This is a genomic window from Streptomyces sp. NPDC005494, assembly GCF_042872025.1.
Taxonomy (GTDB): Bacteria; Actinomycetota; Actinomycetes; order Streptomycetales; family Streptomycetaceae; genus Streptomyces.
This window is the reverse complement of record NZ_JBIAJR010000002.1, coordinates 451,662-465,706: the sequence shown is the minus strand read 5'-3', so window position 1 is coordinate 465,706 and position 14,045 is coordinate 451,662. Positions and strand designations below refer to the sequence as shown.

13 protein-coding genes are annotated in these 14,045 nt (G+C 69.8%); 6 read left to right on the top strand and 7 right to left on the bottom strand.

Annotated elements, in window-relative coordinates; genetic code table 11:
• The 3 genes from ACFYQ6_RS07855 (at position 1) to ACFYQ6_RS07845 (ending at position 2,947) form a co-directional block, all read left to right on the top strand.
• Positions 1-450, top strand: coding sequence for a MarR family transcriptional regulator (locus ACFYQ6_RS07855; protein WP_361572576.1), 450 nt, complete (start codon positions 1-3; stop codon positions 448-450).
• Positions 451-563: 113 nt separating this feature from the next.
• Complete coding sequence (locus ACFYQ6_RS07850; protein ID WP_361572578.1) at positions 564-1,379, top strand: IclR family transcriptional regulator; 816 nt, start codon at positions 564-566, stop codon at positions 1,377-1,379.
• A gap of 245 nt (positions 1,380-1,624) precedes the next feature.
• The gene (locus tag ACFYQ6_RS07845) at positions 1,625-2,947 is read left to right on the top strand and encodes an MFS transporter (RefSeq protein WP_361572580.1); all 1,323 of its coding nucleotides are present in this window, start codon (positions 1,625-1,627) and stop codon (positions 2,945-2,947) included.
• Between the two features lie 61 nt (positions 2,948-3,008).
• Here the strand turns inward: ACFYQ6_RS07845 and ACFYQ6_RS07840 are convergent, their stop codons facing one another.
• Together ACFYQ6_RS07840 and ACFYQ6_RS07835 are read right to left on the bottom strand one after the other, a co-directional pair.
• On the bottom strand, positions 3,009-3,425 hold the full coding sequence (locus ACFYQ6_RS07840; protein ID WP_361572582.1) for a GNAT family N-acetyltransferase: 417 nt from the start codon (positions 3,423-3,425) through the stop codon (positions 3,009-3,011).
• Positions 3,426-3,744: 319 nt separating this feature from the next.
• Complete coding sequence (locus ACFYQ6_RS07835) at positions 3,745-5,166, bottom strand: non-reducing end alpha-L-arabinofuranosidase family hydrolase (protein ID WP_361572584.1); 1,422 nt, start codon at positions 5,164-5,166, stop codon at positions 3,745-3,747.
• Between the two features lie 973 nt (positions 5,167-6,139).
• Here ACFYQ6_RS07835 and ACFYQ6_RS07830 point away from each other — a divergent pair.
• Positions 6,140-7,570, top strand: a complete 1,431-nt coding sequence (locus ACFYQ6_RS07830) for an endo-1,4-beta-xylanase (RefSeq protein WP_361572586.1) — start codon at positions 6,140-6,142, stop codon at positions 7,568-7,570.
• 348 nt (positions 7,571-7,918) lie between these two features.
• On the opposite strand, the gene ACFYQ6_RS07825 is transcribed toward ACFYQ6_RS07830, so the two are convergent.
• On the bottom strand, positions 7,919-9,364 hold the full coding sequence (locus tag ACFYQ6_RS07825; protein ID WP_388761483.1) for a dihydrolipoyl dehydrogenase family protein: 1,446 nt from the start codon (positions 9,362-9,364) through the stop codon (positions 7,919-7,921).
• 115 nt (positions 9,365-9,479) lie between these two features.
• Between ACFYQ6_RS07825 and trxA the strand changes: the two genes are divergently transcribed.
• Complete coding sequence (trxA, locus tag ACFYQ6_RS07820; RefSeq protein WP_361572590.1) at positions 9,480-9,872, top strand: thioredoxin; 393 nt, start codon at positions 9,480-9,482, stop codon at positions 9,870-9,872.
• A 107-nt stretch (positions 9,873-9,979) separates the two neighbouring features.
• Here trxA and ACFYQ6_RS07815 read toward each other — a convergent pair whose 3' ends face one another.
• The 3 genes from ACFYQ6_RS07815 to ACFYQ6_RS07805 all read right to left on the bottom strand — a co-directional run bounded on the left by ACFYQ6_RS07815 (position 9,980) and on the right by ACFYQ6_RS07805 (position 12,656).
• Complete coding sequence (locus tag ACFYQ6_RS07815) at positions 9,980-10,393, bottom strand: hypothetical protein (protein WP_361572592.1); 414 nt, start codon at positions 10,391-10,393, stop codon at positions 9,980-9,982.
• Between the two features lie 59 nt (positions 10,394-10,452).
• Complete coding sequence (locus tag ACFYQ6_RS07810; RefSeq protein WP_361572594.1) at positions 10,453-11,481, bottom strand: LacI family DNA-binding transcriptional regulator; 1,029 nt, start codon at positions 11,479-11,481, stop codon at positions 10,453-10,455.
• A gap of 65 nt (positions 11,482-11,546) precedes the next feature.
• Entirely contained in the window at positions 11,547-12,656 is a 1,110-nt protein-coding gene (locus tag ACFYQ6_RS07805) for a glycosyl hydrolase family 18 protein (RefSeq protein ID WP_361572596.1), read from the bottom strand.
• A 71-nt stretch (positions 12,657-12,727) separates the two neighbouring features.
• Here ACFYQ6_RS07805 and ACFYQ6_RS07800 point away from each other — a divergent pair, with 71 nt between their 5' ends.
• Entirely contained in the window at positions 12,728-13,195 is a 468-nt protein-coding gene (locus ACFYQ6_RS07800; RefSeq protein ID WP_361572599.1) for a type II toxin-antitoxin system PemK/MazF family toxin, read from the top strand.
• On the opposite strand, the gene ACFYQ6_RS07795 is transcribed toward ACFYQ6_RS07800, so the two are convergent.
• Positions 13,180-14,016, bottom strand: coding sequence for a TIGR02452 family protein (locus tag ACFYQ6_RS07795; RefSeq protein WP_388761478.1), 837 nt, complete (start codon positions 14,014-14,016; stop codon positions 13,180-13,182). The two genes, ACFYQ6_RS07800 and ACFYQ6_RS07795, sit on opposite strands and share 16 nt — an antisense overlap.
• Positions 14,017-14,045: the final 29 nt, after the last annotated feature.

Genomic DNA, 14,045 nt, shown 5'->3' with positions numbered 1-14,045 from the left:
GTGGCGCGCGCACTGGAGCTGCCCAATTACATCGGCCATCTGATCCGGCGTGCCGAGCAGGTGCACACGGCTCTCTGGACCCAGCACGTGTCCCGGGAGATCACCTCCCAGAAGTTCGCCATCCTCAACGCGCTCAGCCGGGATCCCGGCGTGGACCAGCGGACTCTCGGGCGCCTCACCTCGCTGGACCGCTCCACGGTCAACCTGATGATCCGCCGGCTGGTCGACCAGGCCCTCGTGAGCCAGGTCCGCGACGAGGAGGACCGCAGGCGAACCCTGCTGAGTCTCACCGACGAGGGGGCCGCACTGCTCGACTCCCTGATCGCTCCGGCGGAACGGATCAACGAACTGCTTCTGAGATCACTTCCCGAGAGCGAGCGGGCCATAGCCGTCGACATTCTCAGCAGACTCGCTTCGCTGGACGAGGAATCTCTCCCCGGCGGAGCATGAGATCCGGCCGGAGGTCCTTCGGACGGGGACCCGCCATGCGCCCGGACCGCACTCTTCAGTGAGGAACGGAGGCTGCCGGACGACCGCAACACGGGCGAGGAAGGCGTCACACATTGACCTACGACCGCCTCGAGACCGCCGCCTCGCCGAGCCGACGGCCCGATCAGAAGCCCGCGCCGGCCACCGGCACGGGCCCGGTCATCGGCCGCGCCCTGCAGATCCTCGGCGCCTTCACCGCCGAGCATCCGTACCTCTCCCTGAGTGACCTGGCCCGGCGAGCGAGCCTGCCCGTCTCGACCGTTCACCGCATGCTGGGAGAACTCCTCGCCTGGGGAGCCCTGGAGCGGGACACGCAGGGACGCTACCGCGTCGGACTGCGGCTGTGGGAGGTCGGATCCCTCGCGCCCCGCAGCCAAGGGATACGCGAACTCGCGCTGCCTCACCTGCACGCCCTCTCCGCTCTCACCCGCGAGAACGTGCAACTCGCGGTCCGGGACGACGCGGAGGTCGTCTTCGTGGAGCGCATCGGCGCCGACGGCGCCGTGCCCACTCTGACACGGGTGGGAGGACGGCTCGCCATCACCGCCACGGGCGCGGGACTCGTGCTGCTCGCCCATGCCCCGGCCCGGGTGCAGGCCGAAGCGATGGCCCGGCCGGTCCAGCGGCACACCCCGTTCACGCTGACCGACCATGTCGAGCTCCGACGAGTTCTCGCCCAGATACGGGTGTGCGGATACGCAGTGAGTGACCGGCAGCTGTCCGCGGACACGCTGTCGGTCGCTGCCCCCGTCACCGGCCCGGACGGAGAGGTGGCAGCAGCTGTTTCCGTCGTCGTCCGGCACGGGTCCACGCGTGTGGGACCTCTCGCGGATCTCGTCCGCTCCGCCGGCCGGGCCATTTCGCGGGCACTTCACCCGCCCGTCCCCTGAGCGTCTTCCGCTCGTGACAATTACCTTCCCGCCATCCGGAAAGAGACCTGTCCGCCGAACGCCGCTGCTCCCAATATGACTGCACCGACAGCCGACCGGCCGGACGTCACGCATCGCTCCGGGGTTCAGTCGGCACACCGCAGTCGACAACGGAGTGCTGCCATGCACATGTACCCCGCACGCCCCGCCCAGCAGCGAGCCGCACGATGAGCGCCCGCCTCAAGGAGGCCTTGGACGACGGGCCCATGAGCCGTTTTCAGTGGAGTGCGATCGCCATGTGCGTACTCCTCAACGCCCTCGACGGCTTCGATGTCCTCGTCATGTCCTTCACCGGAAAGACGATCTCCGGCGAATGGCATCTCGACTCCGGAACTCTGGGTCTTCTGCTCAGCAGCGGCTTGGCCGGCATGGCCCTGGGGGCACTTCTCGTCGCACCCTGGGCCGACCGGATCGGCAGGAGACCGGTCATCCTGGCAGGTCTGGCCATCGCAGCCGGTGGCATGATGCTTTCGTCGGCCAGCCAGAACTGGCAGCAACTCGGCGCGCTTCGGCTCCTGACCGGCGTCGGCATCGGCGCGGTGCTGGCCTGCAGCAACGTCATCGCCGGGGAGTTCGCCTCACGGCGTTGGCGCGGTCTGGCCGTCAGCCTCAACTCCACCGGCTACGCGGTGGGGGCGACGGTCGGCGGTATCTCGTCGGTCGCGCTCATCGACCATCACGGATGGCGGTCGGTGTTCCTGGTCGGCGGATCGGCCACCCTGGCCGTCATTCCGCTCGCGTTCTGGCTCCTGCCGGAGTCCCTGGACTTCCTCATCACCAGAAAGCCCAAGAACGCCCTGCACAGGGTCAACGCACTCGCCCGCCGCATGCGACAGTCCGAACTCACCTCACTTCCCGACATGGGCAGGCCGGGGCTCTCCGCCGCGAGTGGATTCCGCAGCCTCCTCGCGCCGGGCCTGCGGCGCCCCACGCTGGTGCTGTGGGGATCGTTCTTCCTGGTCATGGCTGCCTTCTACTTCGTCACGAGCTGGACGCCGACTTTGCTGGTGGAAGCCGGCATGTCGTCGCAGCAGAGCCTGACCGGCGGCACGCTCCTCAACCTGGGCGGCATCTTCGGCACCGCTCTCCTGGGTGCGCTGGCCGCGCGCTACGCGCTCATCAGCGTGCTGCGCACCTACCTCTTCGTGGCCGCCGCACTGGTCGTAGCGTTCGCGGCTTCCACCGGCACCCTCGTCCTGGCCTTCTGTGTCGGCGCGGTCATCGGTGTCGCCGTGAACGGGTGCATCGCCGGCCTCTACGCGCTCACACCGAGCATCTATCCGACCGAGTCGCGCGCCACAGGCGTGGGAGCAGCCATCAGCGTCGGCCGGGCAGGAGCCATCATCGCCCCCTCGGCGGCAGGCTGGCTGTTGGACGCGAACTGGACACCGTTGGCGCTCTACGTGGCAACGGGCGTCGTATTCGCCGCTGCGGGGTTGCTCCTCTTCGCGATGCGTACCACCGAACCGGCATCCGATGCCCTGCCTCCGGGCTCCCGCATCCGCGAAGACGGTCATGCGATCGCATGACGGCTCTGCCCACGAAGCGTGCCTCCGGCTCACCCTTCGTGAGGGCTGACCGAGTGTGAGGTCAGTGGGGCGTGGCGGACTTGCCGGCCTCCGCTCGGACCACGCGGGGAGCACATCGGCCCCGCGTGGCTGCGCAGGCGTCGAAATCAGGGCCGCTTCGTCGCCGGGGCCGGAGGCCGTTCTTCTTCGTCCTGCTGGGCTGCCGGGAGGCCGAGGCTCCAGGTCTGGCCGACGAGATCGCGGCCGAACCCCGGTGAGGCTTCTCGTCGGTGAGGACGAACCCGAAGCGCTGGTAGATCTTGCGCGCGGAGGTCAGGTTGTCGGTCGTCCACAGCGTCACGCACCGGTAGTCGGCTGCGCGGGCGAAAGCCAGGGCCTCCTCGACCAGGTGGGTGCCCATGCCGAGGCCGCGGGCGCTCGGGGTGACGAGCAGGACACGCAGTTTGGCCGTTCCCGGCTGGCCGTCGGCCACCAGCATGACGCAGTCCGCCCGCTCGCCGTCGACTTCCGCGATCCAGGCCGCCCCTTCATGAAGCCATCACACCGCATCGCGACCGAAGGTGACGGCAGGTCACCTTGGCGGAACGCCGGCGACCGTCGTCACGGAGCTCCGTCCCGGCCCCCTCCAGGACAACTCCACCAGAGGCCGGTGGGGAACCCCAGCCGCGGCACGGCTGGGGTTCCCCACGGCATCGAGCGTCGGTCAGCGGGCGAAACGGCCTGCATCCCGAAGCGCTCGGCCACGCACCTGCGGACCGTCTCACATCACGGCCACCGCGAACCGGAGACCGGGGAGATCAGCGCTGCAGGGTGAGGACACCCGGCCGCCACGGCAGTTGGTCGTAGGGGCCGCCCGCGGTGGGGGACTTGCCCTGGTAGAGAAACTGCAGATTGCACGGGTCGACGGTCATGGTCTGGTCGGGGTTGTTGCGGACCAGGTCACCGTGACTGATGTCGTTGGTCCAGGTCGCCCCGCTGTTGGCCTTGCCCGCGAAGGGGTTGCTCTCACTCGCGGCCTGCGCGGTCCACGCCCCGCTCAGGCTGGTCGCCGTGAAGGAGCGGAAGTAGCGTCCGTTCGCACCCATGGCCTCGACGATCATGAGGTACTGGCTCTGGCCCTGCACCTTGTAGACCTGCACGCCCTCGAACAGGTTGGCCTTGGTGTCGCTCATGATCGTCGTGTACGACGAGCCGAAGTTCCCCGGGAAGTTCCCGATCGGCATGCTCGCCCGGTAGATCTTCCCGTTGTCGCCGGCGAAGAACAGGTACATGTTCTGGCCGTCGGCGATGAGGGTCTGGTCGATCGGTCCGGTGTCCGAGCCGGAGATGCTGCCGGTGAACAGAGACTGCGGTGAGGACCAGCCGTTGGCATTGGTGGGGTCGCTCGACGTGCGGTAGACGAAGGCCGACGCGCCCCATTGGTACGCCAGCACCCAGATGTTCTTCGGCGCGAAGTAGAACAGCGTGGGCGCCACCGCGGCCTGGCTCATCCCGGTCTGGCCGGCCGACGCCATGTCCGACCAGTTCGTGAAGGGACTGAACATCATCGAGCCGTACGACGATCCCGACACGTTCGACGCGTAGACCAGGTGCTTGCCGTTGTGAGTCACGGTGGTGAAGTCCTTCACCGCGGCCCACCCGTTTGCCGGCTGCGCCAACGCACCGGTCGACGTCCACCGGTACGACGACGGAAGGGTGCACGAACCGGTCGGCGGCGTCCCGGTCAGGCCGGTCCACTTCTGGTTGCCGCCCCCGTTGCACGTCCCGATCTGCACCGCCGCGCCGTTGGCTGTACCCGCGCCCGCGACTTCCAGGCAGAGCCCGGACTCCACCCCGACGACCGTACCGTCGGCGTTCACCCTCCACTGCTGGTTCGCACCGCCGGAACAGGCCCAGATCTGCACCCGCGTACCGGACGTGGTGGCATGGCCCGGAACATCCAGGCACTTACTGCCGTACACGGTCAGCTGGTTGCTGTCCGTCAGAGTCCACTGCTGATTGGCTCCGCTCCAGCAGTCATGAATCTGCACGTAGGTGCCGTTGGTCTCCCCGGCACCCACAACGTCCAGACACCGGTTCGAGCCGACACCGCGCAGGGCGCCGGTCGAGGCAGCGTGAGCAGGGACGGCAACGATCAGCGCCGCCAACGCGGCCAGGACCGCAACTGCTGCGGCGAGCAACGCAGACGGATGTCTGCGGCTGAAACTTCCTCTGTACATGGCGACTTCCTCAACCTTGAGCGTGCGGTTCCGGTCGGCCTCACAGGTGGACGTCCGGACTGTCGGTGCAGTGCAGTGCAGTGCGGTGTGCGTGCAGCGGCCCATGTGCGTCACGGCAGACCGCTTGTGACTTCCCGGCCCTTCGCCGCCTCCCCTTGGACCGGTGAGGACCCCCGTCCCACAGGACGACGACCCACGTAATGACGCGCGCATGTCATACAGCGACCGGACGGTTCGGCCTGGCGCCGCGTTCCTGCGCGACGCGGCAACCTTGAGGTGTTCGACATGTCGAACGAGGGTCGAAGTGTCGGGCAACCTGAATGATAGGGAACCAGCGGGAGGCGTCAACACCTCCAGCATGTATCGCTGTCGACACCGAAACGTTTGCCCAAGCCTGAGTAGAGACCCTCACACGTCACGCGGGCAATGGGCATGCCCCACGTGCCGACTCCGGCGAGACATCCGCTGCGTGCGATACCGGGGCCCGCCGTCACGCCCGCCACGCTTTCGAAAGTTTCGAAGGAAAAGCAGAATATTTTCGTGCGTGAAGGCTTGACGATGCATCATCAAGCCTCAATCATTCCTGTCTGGGAAGCCGGTCCCAGCTCACATCTCGAACCGTCCTGACGTGGAGAAGTCCGTACCGCACGGCGTATCCACGCACAACCCGACTGCAGAAACCACGCACCGAACAGCAGCTACCCCACCCCCGTTTCGTCCCTGTGAGACCGGCACCAGCGAATCCGGGCTTTCCGCGCAGTGGGAGAGGTGTGCGACGCCGCCGTGGCAGCCCCCGGCTGAGCCGCGACGGAGTCCTCCGTGCCCGCCTCGAGAGCGTTCCGTCTGTGCCAGCGGCGCCCCGGAGGGCCCGCGCCGCACGGACTCCGATCCGCCCCCCTCTCAGTCTCGGGAGCGGACGACGTCATCCTCTGCGCTTCTGCCGTTCCCCGATCTCTGCCTAGGAGGCACAGCCATGAGCTCATATGCCCATACCAGATCCGTTGTCCGCCGCAGGATCCGCGGCCTGCTGTTGACGCCGGTCATCGGCGCTCTCGTCACGGCCGCCGCAGTGGTCGCGCCGCCGGCCGCACACGCCGCCGAGAGCACGCTCGGTGCGGCGGCGGCGCAGAGCGGCCGCTACTTCGGCACCGCCATCGCCTCCGGCAAGCTGGGCGACTCGGCCTACACGACGATCGCGGGCCGCGAGTTCAACTCGGTGACTGCCGAGAACGAGATGAAGATCGACGCCACCGAACCGCAGCAGGGCCAGTTCAACTTCACCAACGCCGATCGCGTCTTCAACTGGGCGGTGCAGAACGGCAAGCAGGTGCGCGGCCACACCCTGGCCTGGCACTCCCAGCAGCCCGGCTGGATGCAAAACCTCAGCGGCAGCGCACTGCGCCAGGCGATGACCGGCCACATCAACGGCGTGATGTCCCACTACAAGGGCAAGATCGCCCAGTGGGACGTGGTGAACGAGGCGTTCGCCGACGGCAGTTCGGGGGCCCGGCGGGACTCCAACCTGCAGCGCAGTGGCAACGACTGGATCGAGGTCGCCTTCCGCGCCGCGCGCGCCGCCGACCCGGCGGCCAAGCTCTGCTACAACGACTACAACGTCGAGAACTGGACCTGGGCCAAGACGCAGGCCATGTACTCCATGGTCCGGGACTTCAAGCAGCGTGGCGTGCCGATCGACTGCGTCGGCTTCCAGTCGCACTTCAACAGCGGCAGTCCCTACAACAGCAACTTCCGCACGACGCTCCAGAACTTCGCCGCCCTCGGCGTGGACGTGGCGATCACCGAACTCGACATCCAGGGCGCCCCGGCCACGACCTACGCCAATGTGACCAACGACTGCCTGGCCGTCCCGCGCTGCCTCGGCATCACCGTCTGGGGTGTCCGCGACACCGACTCCTGGCGATCGCAGGACACGCCGCTGCTGTTCAACGGCGACGGCAGCAAGAAGTCCGCCTACACCGCAGTCCTCAACGCGCTCAACGGCGGCTCCACCACGCCTCCTTCGGATGCCGGAACGATCAAGGGCGTCGGTTCGGGCCGCTGCCTCGACGTGCCCGGCACCGGTGCCGGCGACGGCACCCAGCTGCAGCTGTGGGACTGCCACGGCGGGACCAACCAGCAGTGGACGTACACCGACGCCGGCGAGCTCAGGGTCAACGGCAGCAAGTGTCTGGACGCCGCCGGCACCGGCAACGGCTCCAAGGTCCAGATCTACAGCTGCTGGGGCGGCGACAACCAGAAATGGCGCCTCAACTCCGACGGATCCATCGTCGGCGTCCAGTCCGGTCTCTGCCTCGACGCCGTATCAGGCGGTACCGCCAACGGCACCTTGATCCAGCTCTACTCCTGCTCGAACGGCAGCAACCAACGCTGGACCCGCACCTGATGCGACCTGCGGCGAACGAAACGTCCCCACACTGACGACCCACGGTGCGTCCGGCGCCCGCCGAGCCCATGACGCCGGACACCGGTACGTTCTGGTCGATCGCAAGAGCTGAGAGGCGGTGGAGGTGCCCGGCACCTCCACCGCCGACGGCGCGACATCCGCTCGCAGGCGTCCGTCTGCGGCACCGGTACGGACAGCCGCACCGATGGCCGGTCTCGTACGTCGATGCAGACACGCGGGAGAGGCGGCGGACACCGACGAAACCTCGTCCGTACCCGTCCCAGGCAGGTTCGATCACGTTTCCCGCCGTACGACACCCACGCCGCCGTCCGTCCTCGGCGGCGGTTCCTACCCCCTGTACGCCTCCAGCAGCCTGAGCCACACCTCACTGATCGTCGGGTAGGCGGGCACGGCATGCCAGAGTCGTTCGATCGGTACCTCCCCCGCGACGGCGACCGTCGCGGAGTGCAGCAGTTCGCCGATGCCCGGGCCGACGAAGGTGACGCCCAGCAGGATCTCACGGTCCAGGTCGACGACCATCCTGGCGCGACCCTTGTATCCCTGCGCGTACAGGCCGGAGCCCGCGACGGACGCCAGGTCGTGGTCGACGGCGCGGACCCGGTGGCCCGCCGCTTCCGCCTCCGCGAGCGTCAGGCCGACCGAAGCGGCCTCCGGGTCCGTGAACACGACCTGCGGGACGGCCGCGTGGTCGGCGGTGGCCGCGTGCGCGCCCCAGCGGTCCGTCTCCAGCGGAGAGGTCTCCTGTGCGCGGGCCGCGATCGCGGCGCCCGCGATGCGGGCCTGGTACTTGCCCTGGTGGGTCAGGAGCGCGCGGTGGTTCACGTCGCCGACCGCGTACAGCCAGTCGCTGCCCTCCACGAGGCAGCTGTCGTCGACGGCGAGCCAGGAGCCGGGGGTGAGCCCCACGGTCTCGAGGCCGAGGTCGTCCGTGCGCGGGGCCCGGCCGGTCGCGAAGAGGATCTCGTCGGTCTCCAGGCTTTCCCCGTTGTCCAGTTCGACGGTGACCGGGCCGTCGCCGCCCGCCCGGCGCACGCTCCTGGCCGAGACTCCTGTGAGGATCCGTGCGCCCGCCTCGGCCAGCGCCTCGGCGACCAGTTCGCCCGCGAAGGGCTCCATCTTCGGGAGCAGCCGCTTGCCCCGGACCAGTATCGTCACCTCGGCGCCGAGCCCTTGCCACACGGTCGCCATCTCCACTCCGACCACTCCGCCGCCCACGACGACGAGCCGGCCGGGCACCTCCTTGGCGCTGGTCGCCTCGCGGCTGCTCCACGGGCGTACGTCCGCGATGCCCGGCAACGCGGGCACCACGGCCCGGCTTCCGGTGCAGACGGCCACGGCGTGGCGCGCGGTGAGGTGGCGCTCCGACCCGTCCTCGGCCGTCACCGAGACCTGGCGGGCTCCGGTCAGCCGGCCCTTGCCGCGCCAGATGTCCGCGCCGATGCTGTCCAGCCAGCCGACCTGGCCGTCGTCCTTCCAGTGGGAGGTCTGCTCGTCGCGGTGGGCGAGGACGGCGTCCGCGTCCAGTGGTCCCCGCACGGCGTCGCTCAGCCCCGGCACCCGGCGCGCGTCGGCGCGCGCCACGACCGGACGCAGCAACGCCTTGCTGGGCATGCAGGCCCAGTAGGAACATTCACCGCCGATGAGCTCGGACTCGATCACGGCCGTACTCAGTCCGGCGGCCCGAGCCCGGTCCGCCACGTTCTCCCCCACCGGGCCCGCCCCGATGACCACCACGTCGTATTCGTCGCTCTGTGCACGATCAGCATCAGTCATGGGAACAGTGTGGTCATGGGTGTGCGCCCGGGCCACATGGGCAGGCGGAATAGCGCAAGAGACGTCACCGTTGTGCCGGACAGGTCCGAACGGTCCCAGGAAGAGGTATCAGAGTATGAGCACCGTAGAGCTCACCAAGGAAAACTTCGATCAGGTCGTCAGCGACAACGAATTCCTCCTGATCGACTTCTGGGCTTCCTGGTGTGGTCCGTGCCGGCAGTTCGCCCCGGTCTACGACTCGGCGTCCGAGCGCCACCCCGACCTGGTATTCGCCAAGGTCGACACGGAGGCGCAGCAGGAACTGGCGGCGGCCTTCGAGATCCGGTCGATCCCCACGCTGATGATCGTCCGTGACAACGTGGCGGTCTTCTCGCAGCCCGGAGCGCTCCCCGAGGCCGCGCTCGAGGACGTCATCGGGCAGGCGCGCAACCTCGACATGGACGAGGTGCGCAAGTCGGTCGAGGAGCAGAAGCGGGCGCAGCAAGCACAGCAGCAGGAGCAGCAGTAGTCCCTGCACACCTGCGGCACACGCGAAGGGCCCGGCCGTGCGGCCGGGCCCTTCGCGTGCTCACGGCGCAGGCGGGGTCAGCCGCGCCCCGTTCGCCGGGCTCGGTGTCAGCCACTGCCGGGCCGGTCAGGGGTGGCGTCCTCTCCCCGCGCCGCCTCCGGCTCCCGGGCCCGCTCGGCCTGTGCCGCCTCCGGCTCTCCGCCTGCGCCGCCCGGTGCCGGCTCTACGCCTGCGCCGTCCTGCGGCGGCTCCTCCGTACCGCCGATGTGCTCGGCGATCCTGACCGTGAGGCCGTAGTCCAGCTCGCGCCCGTCCACGAGCAGGGCCTCCACCGTGTGCGAAGCGGGGTCGATGTCCGCCTCCAGGCCCTCCCCGGTGTAGCGCGGGTAGCCCGACCTCCCGGTGCGGCCGGTGGCCGCCACGACCGCGGAGCGGATGGCGGTACGCGGCTCGGGGGCTCCGGCGTCCGGGTCCTCGGGCTCCGGGAACAGCAGGATCTCGTAGCTCTGCGGATGGCTCATGCCGACGACGCTAGACAGCCGCCGCCGGTGGCGCATGTCGTGACGTCCTCCTCGACCGCTCAGGTGGATTCGCGCCCCACCGCTGCCGCCCGCAGCAGGTAGTGGCGCTCGGGCGTCCCGCCGGGGTTCTGCACCAGCCGGTCGATCATCTCGGCCAGGGGCTGCGCCGTCGCCAGCTCCGTGCTGACGCTGCTGAGCCTGGGCCGCAGGAGGCGGCCGAGCATCAGGTCGCCGGCGCCGATCACGGCCGTTTCGGCGGGGACCGCGACGTGGGCGTCCTGGAGCGCTCTCATCAGGAGCATGGCGTACTCGTCGTCGTACGCGAACACCGCGTCCAGGCCGAGTGTGCGCCAGCGGCCCGCGAGGTCCTGGGCCGATGCCTCGTCGAAGCGCAGCGGCAGCGGCCGGATCCGGGCGCCGGAGCCCGATTCCTCGGCGGCCCGCACCGCCCCGGCCAGGCGCGGCTCGGCGTACGGGACGAGCCCGGGCTCCTGAGGCACGACCACACCGATCCGGCGCCGTCCGCGGGACAGCAGGTGACGGACCGCGCATCCGCCGATCTCCCCCTGGTCCATGACGAGGGCGTGCGCCCCGTCGACGGGCTGCGGGCCCAGTGTGATCACCGCCTTCGCGCCGGAGCGGGTGAGGACGCCTATGCCGCGCGGGGTCAGGGCGATGCCGCTGGGCGAGACGACGGCCACGGGGCGGAGCTCCGCCCACGCCCTGGCCGCCTCGTCCGCTCCGAGGCCGACGCTGCCGTACTGCACGACGGTGTAGTCGAGACGGCGCAGGTCCGCCTCCAGGCCGCCGAAGAACCGCTGGTAGGGCCGGCCGGCCGGGGCGTGCGCGGCGGGGAGCAGCACCATGCGGGTGTGTCCGGCGCGCAGACTCCGGGCCGCCGCGTGGGGGACGTAACCGAGATCGGCTGCGGCTTCCCTGACCCGGAGCCGGGTGGATTCACTGATGCGTACGGTCGTGTTGTTGTTCAGTACGTAGGACACGGTGGCCCGGGAGACTCCGGCGAGCCGCGCCACGTCGGCGCTGGTCGGTACGGAGGTGCCGGCGGGCTGCTCGGGTAACTGGCTCATGGCGTCCGGCAGTCTTCCAGACCCCTCGGTGACGTCGGCTGCCCGGGGGGCCGTTGCGGGTCGTGTCAGCGGTCGGCCAGTACCGGCCAGATCCGTGGGTCCTCGAATCCGAGTGCCCAGAGCACGGTGCGGGTCACACCGTGCTTGCGCAGGACAGGCAGATGGGTGGCGACCCCCCGGGCGTCCTGGTACCAGACCTCGCGGGTCTTCGTGCCGTCGGCGTAGGTGAAATGCGGGGTGCCGGAGACCTCGTCGAAGCCGTAGGGAGCGCCCTGTTCGACGCGCAGCGCTTCGGCCTCCTTCCAGGTGACGTGCTTGGCGCGGGTCTTGTCCACGCTCCGGTCGGGCCAGTCCCATCCGTAGGCCGGCAGTCCCATCTCCAGCTTGTCCGCCGGGACGACGGCGGTGGCGCGGGTCAGGATGTCGTCGTACCAGCGGGTGCCGGCGAGCGGTCCTGGGTTTCCGGTCGCGCTGTGCAGGTTGTAGCCCATGATGCGGATCCGGTCGGCGACACGCCCGAGTGCCGCGTAGTCCCAGATCCGCCCGGTCGTGGCGGTCTTCGGGAAGACCGTGACGACGCATTGCTTTCCGAGGGTGTGCAGGCGTCGGCAGAGGTCGGTGGCCAGGGCGGTGAACCCGTCGCGTACCGCCGCGTAGGTGGAGTCGCCGGTGGTGGCGATGGACTCGTAGTCCAGGTCGAGGCCGTCGTAGGCACGGCTCGCGACCGTGCGCATCAGCGCGTCGGCGTGTTCCGTGCGCCGGGAGGGACTGGTGAGGATCGCCGCCAGGGCGCCGGGTTCCATCGTCTCCATGACGGTGGGGACGACTTTCACCCCGGCCCCGTGCAGTCCGTCGATGATGCGGCGCTCACCCGCGCCGGGGTGGGCGTCGATCCGGCCGGCGGCGACGGCCTGGTACCAGAACGGGCTGACGGTGTGCAGCTGTTCGGCGTGACGCAGGGCGTTCCGGTAGGCGTTCTCCTGGTCCCAGTAGGGCAGCCACCCAGAGACCGTACGGGGAGCGGGGGCAGGACCTGAAGCTGTGGTCGAGGTCGAGAGCGGGTCGTGCCGCGGCGTCGACGCGGCACCGGAGACGGTGGCCAGCGCGGCGGCCGCGAGGACCGCGGTGGCCGTGAGGACCCGGGAGAGCCGGGTGACGGCGCGTGAGGTGATCATGAGGTAGAGCCTGAGGGCCGTAGCGTCGACCCGCTCCACGGAGTGGGCCGTACAGGTTCTACGGTGATGCGATGACGTTCCAGCACATCAATCACAGCAGTGACAGTTCGACCGACTTCCCCGGCCGCAGCGGTCCGACCGCGACCGCTCAGGCCGAACCCCGCGAGGTGGGACGCGTGCGCACCTCGTACGCCCCCGACCGTGACGGCGATCCCGACCCCGGCGAGATCGTGTGGACCTGGGTGCCGTTCGAGGAGAACGACGGGCGCGGCAAGGACCGGCCCGTCCTCGTCGTGGCCCGGGAGGAGACGGGCACGCTCCTCGCCGTGCAGTTGTCCAGCAAGCAGCACGACAGGGACCACGAGTGGGTCGCCCTGGGCGCGGGCCCGTGGGACAGCTCGGGACGGCAGTCGTGGGTGGATCTGGACCGGGTGCTGCGGGTGCACGAGGACGGCATGCGGCGTGAGGCGTGCGCGCTGGACCGGGACAGGTTCGACCTGGTCGTGGGGCGGTTGCGGGAGCGCTACGACTGGAGCTGACCCGCGAACGCCGCGGTGAAGGCCGCGCGGGTGGCGGACCGGGGGTCACGGTCCGGGACGCCGAACACGACCTGCTCGAAGTGGCCCGCGAAGCGCCCGCCGTCGGTGAACAGGGCGCGGAAGGCCCCCGCCACCTCGGCCGGGTCGTTCATGAAGACCCCGCAGCCCCACGCCCCCAGCACCAGCCGGCGGTATCCGCGGACAGCGGCGACTTCGAGCACCCGTTCGGCCCGGCTCGCGAGTGCGGCCGGTATGCGTGGGGCGAGCTCCGGTTCCCGGCTGCGGATGACCCCGGCGTTGGGCGCGGGCGAGGTGAGGAATCCGACGGTGTACGGGGTGTCCAGGAGCCGTCCGCGGTCGTCACGGAAGACCGGCACGCCCGGTGAGTGGATCACCCGGTCGCTGTAGAAGGCGCTGCGCTCGGCACGGTGGTGCGCGTAGTACTCAGGGGCGCGCAGCAGCGTGGCGTGGAGCGCCGAACCGCGGCAGAGCGACTCCTCCTGGGCCTGCGCGCCGTTCAGATAGCCGCCGCCGGGATTGCGGGCCGACGCGTAGTTCAGCACGGCCGTCCTGGCCGCCGGACCGCCCGCCAGCCGGTGTGCGGCCCGCAGGCTCGTCTCGTCCGTCACCTCGACGGTCAGGCTGCGGCCGGTGTCCAGGACGGCGACGGGCACCGACTCGGGCCCGTACAGCCGGGTGCCGGAAAGAGCGGCGGTCAGGGCGCGCTCGATGCTCACCTCCCGTCCTTCGGACGTGCGGTACCGCCCGGCCAGGACGATGGCCTCCGTCTCACGCGCGACGGCGCGCAGTCGTGCGCTCATGGGCGTGCCCCCGTGTGGTGCATACGGGG

Coding starts and splice junctions, on each gene's coding strand:
- ACFYQ6_RS07845 (WP_361572580.1), top strand. CDS start 1,625: ATGAGCCGTTTTCAGTGGAGTGCGATCGCCATGTGCGTACTCCTCAAC.
- ACFYQ6_RS07840 (WP_361572582.1), bottom strand. CDS start 3,425: ATGCTGGTGGCCGACGGCCAGCCGGGAACGGCCAAACTGCGTGTCCTG.
- ACFYQ6_RS07835 (WP_361572584.1), bottom strand. CDS start 5,166: ATGTACAGAGGAAGTTTCAGCCGCAGACATCCGTCTGCGTTGCTCGCC.
- ACFYQ6_RS07830 (WP_361572586.1), top strand. CDS start 6,140: ATGAGCTCATATGCCCATACCAGATCCGTTGTCCGCCGCAGGATCCGC.
- ACFYQ6_RS07825 (WP_388761483.1), bottom strand. CDS start 9,364: ATGACTGATGCTGATCGTGCACAGAGCGACGAATACGACGTGGTGGTC.
- trxA (WP_361572590.1), top strand. CDS start 9,480: ATGAGCACCGTAGAGCTCACCAAGGAAAACTTCGATCAGGTCGTCAGC.
- ACFYQ6_RS07815 (WP_361572592.1), bottom strand. CDS start 10,393: ATGAGCCATCCGCAGAGCTACGAGATCCTGCTGTTCCCGGAGCCCGAG.
- ACFYQ6_RS07810 (WP_361572594.1), bottom strand. CDS start 11,481: ATGAGCCAGTTACCCGAGCAGCCCGCCGGCACCTCCGTACCGACCAGC.
- ACFYQ6_RS07805 (WP_361572596.1), bottom strand. CDS start 12,656: ATGATCACCTCACGCGCCGTCACCCGGCTCTCCCGGGTCCTCACGGCC.
- ACFYQ6_RS07800 (WP_361572599.1), top strand. CDS start 12,728: ATGACGTTCCAGCACATCAATCACAGCAGTGACAGTTCGACCGACTTC.
- ACFYQ6_RS07795 (WP_388761478.1), bottom strand. CDS start 14,016: ATGAGCGCACGACTGCGCGCCGTCGCGCGTGAGACGGAGGCCATCGTC.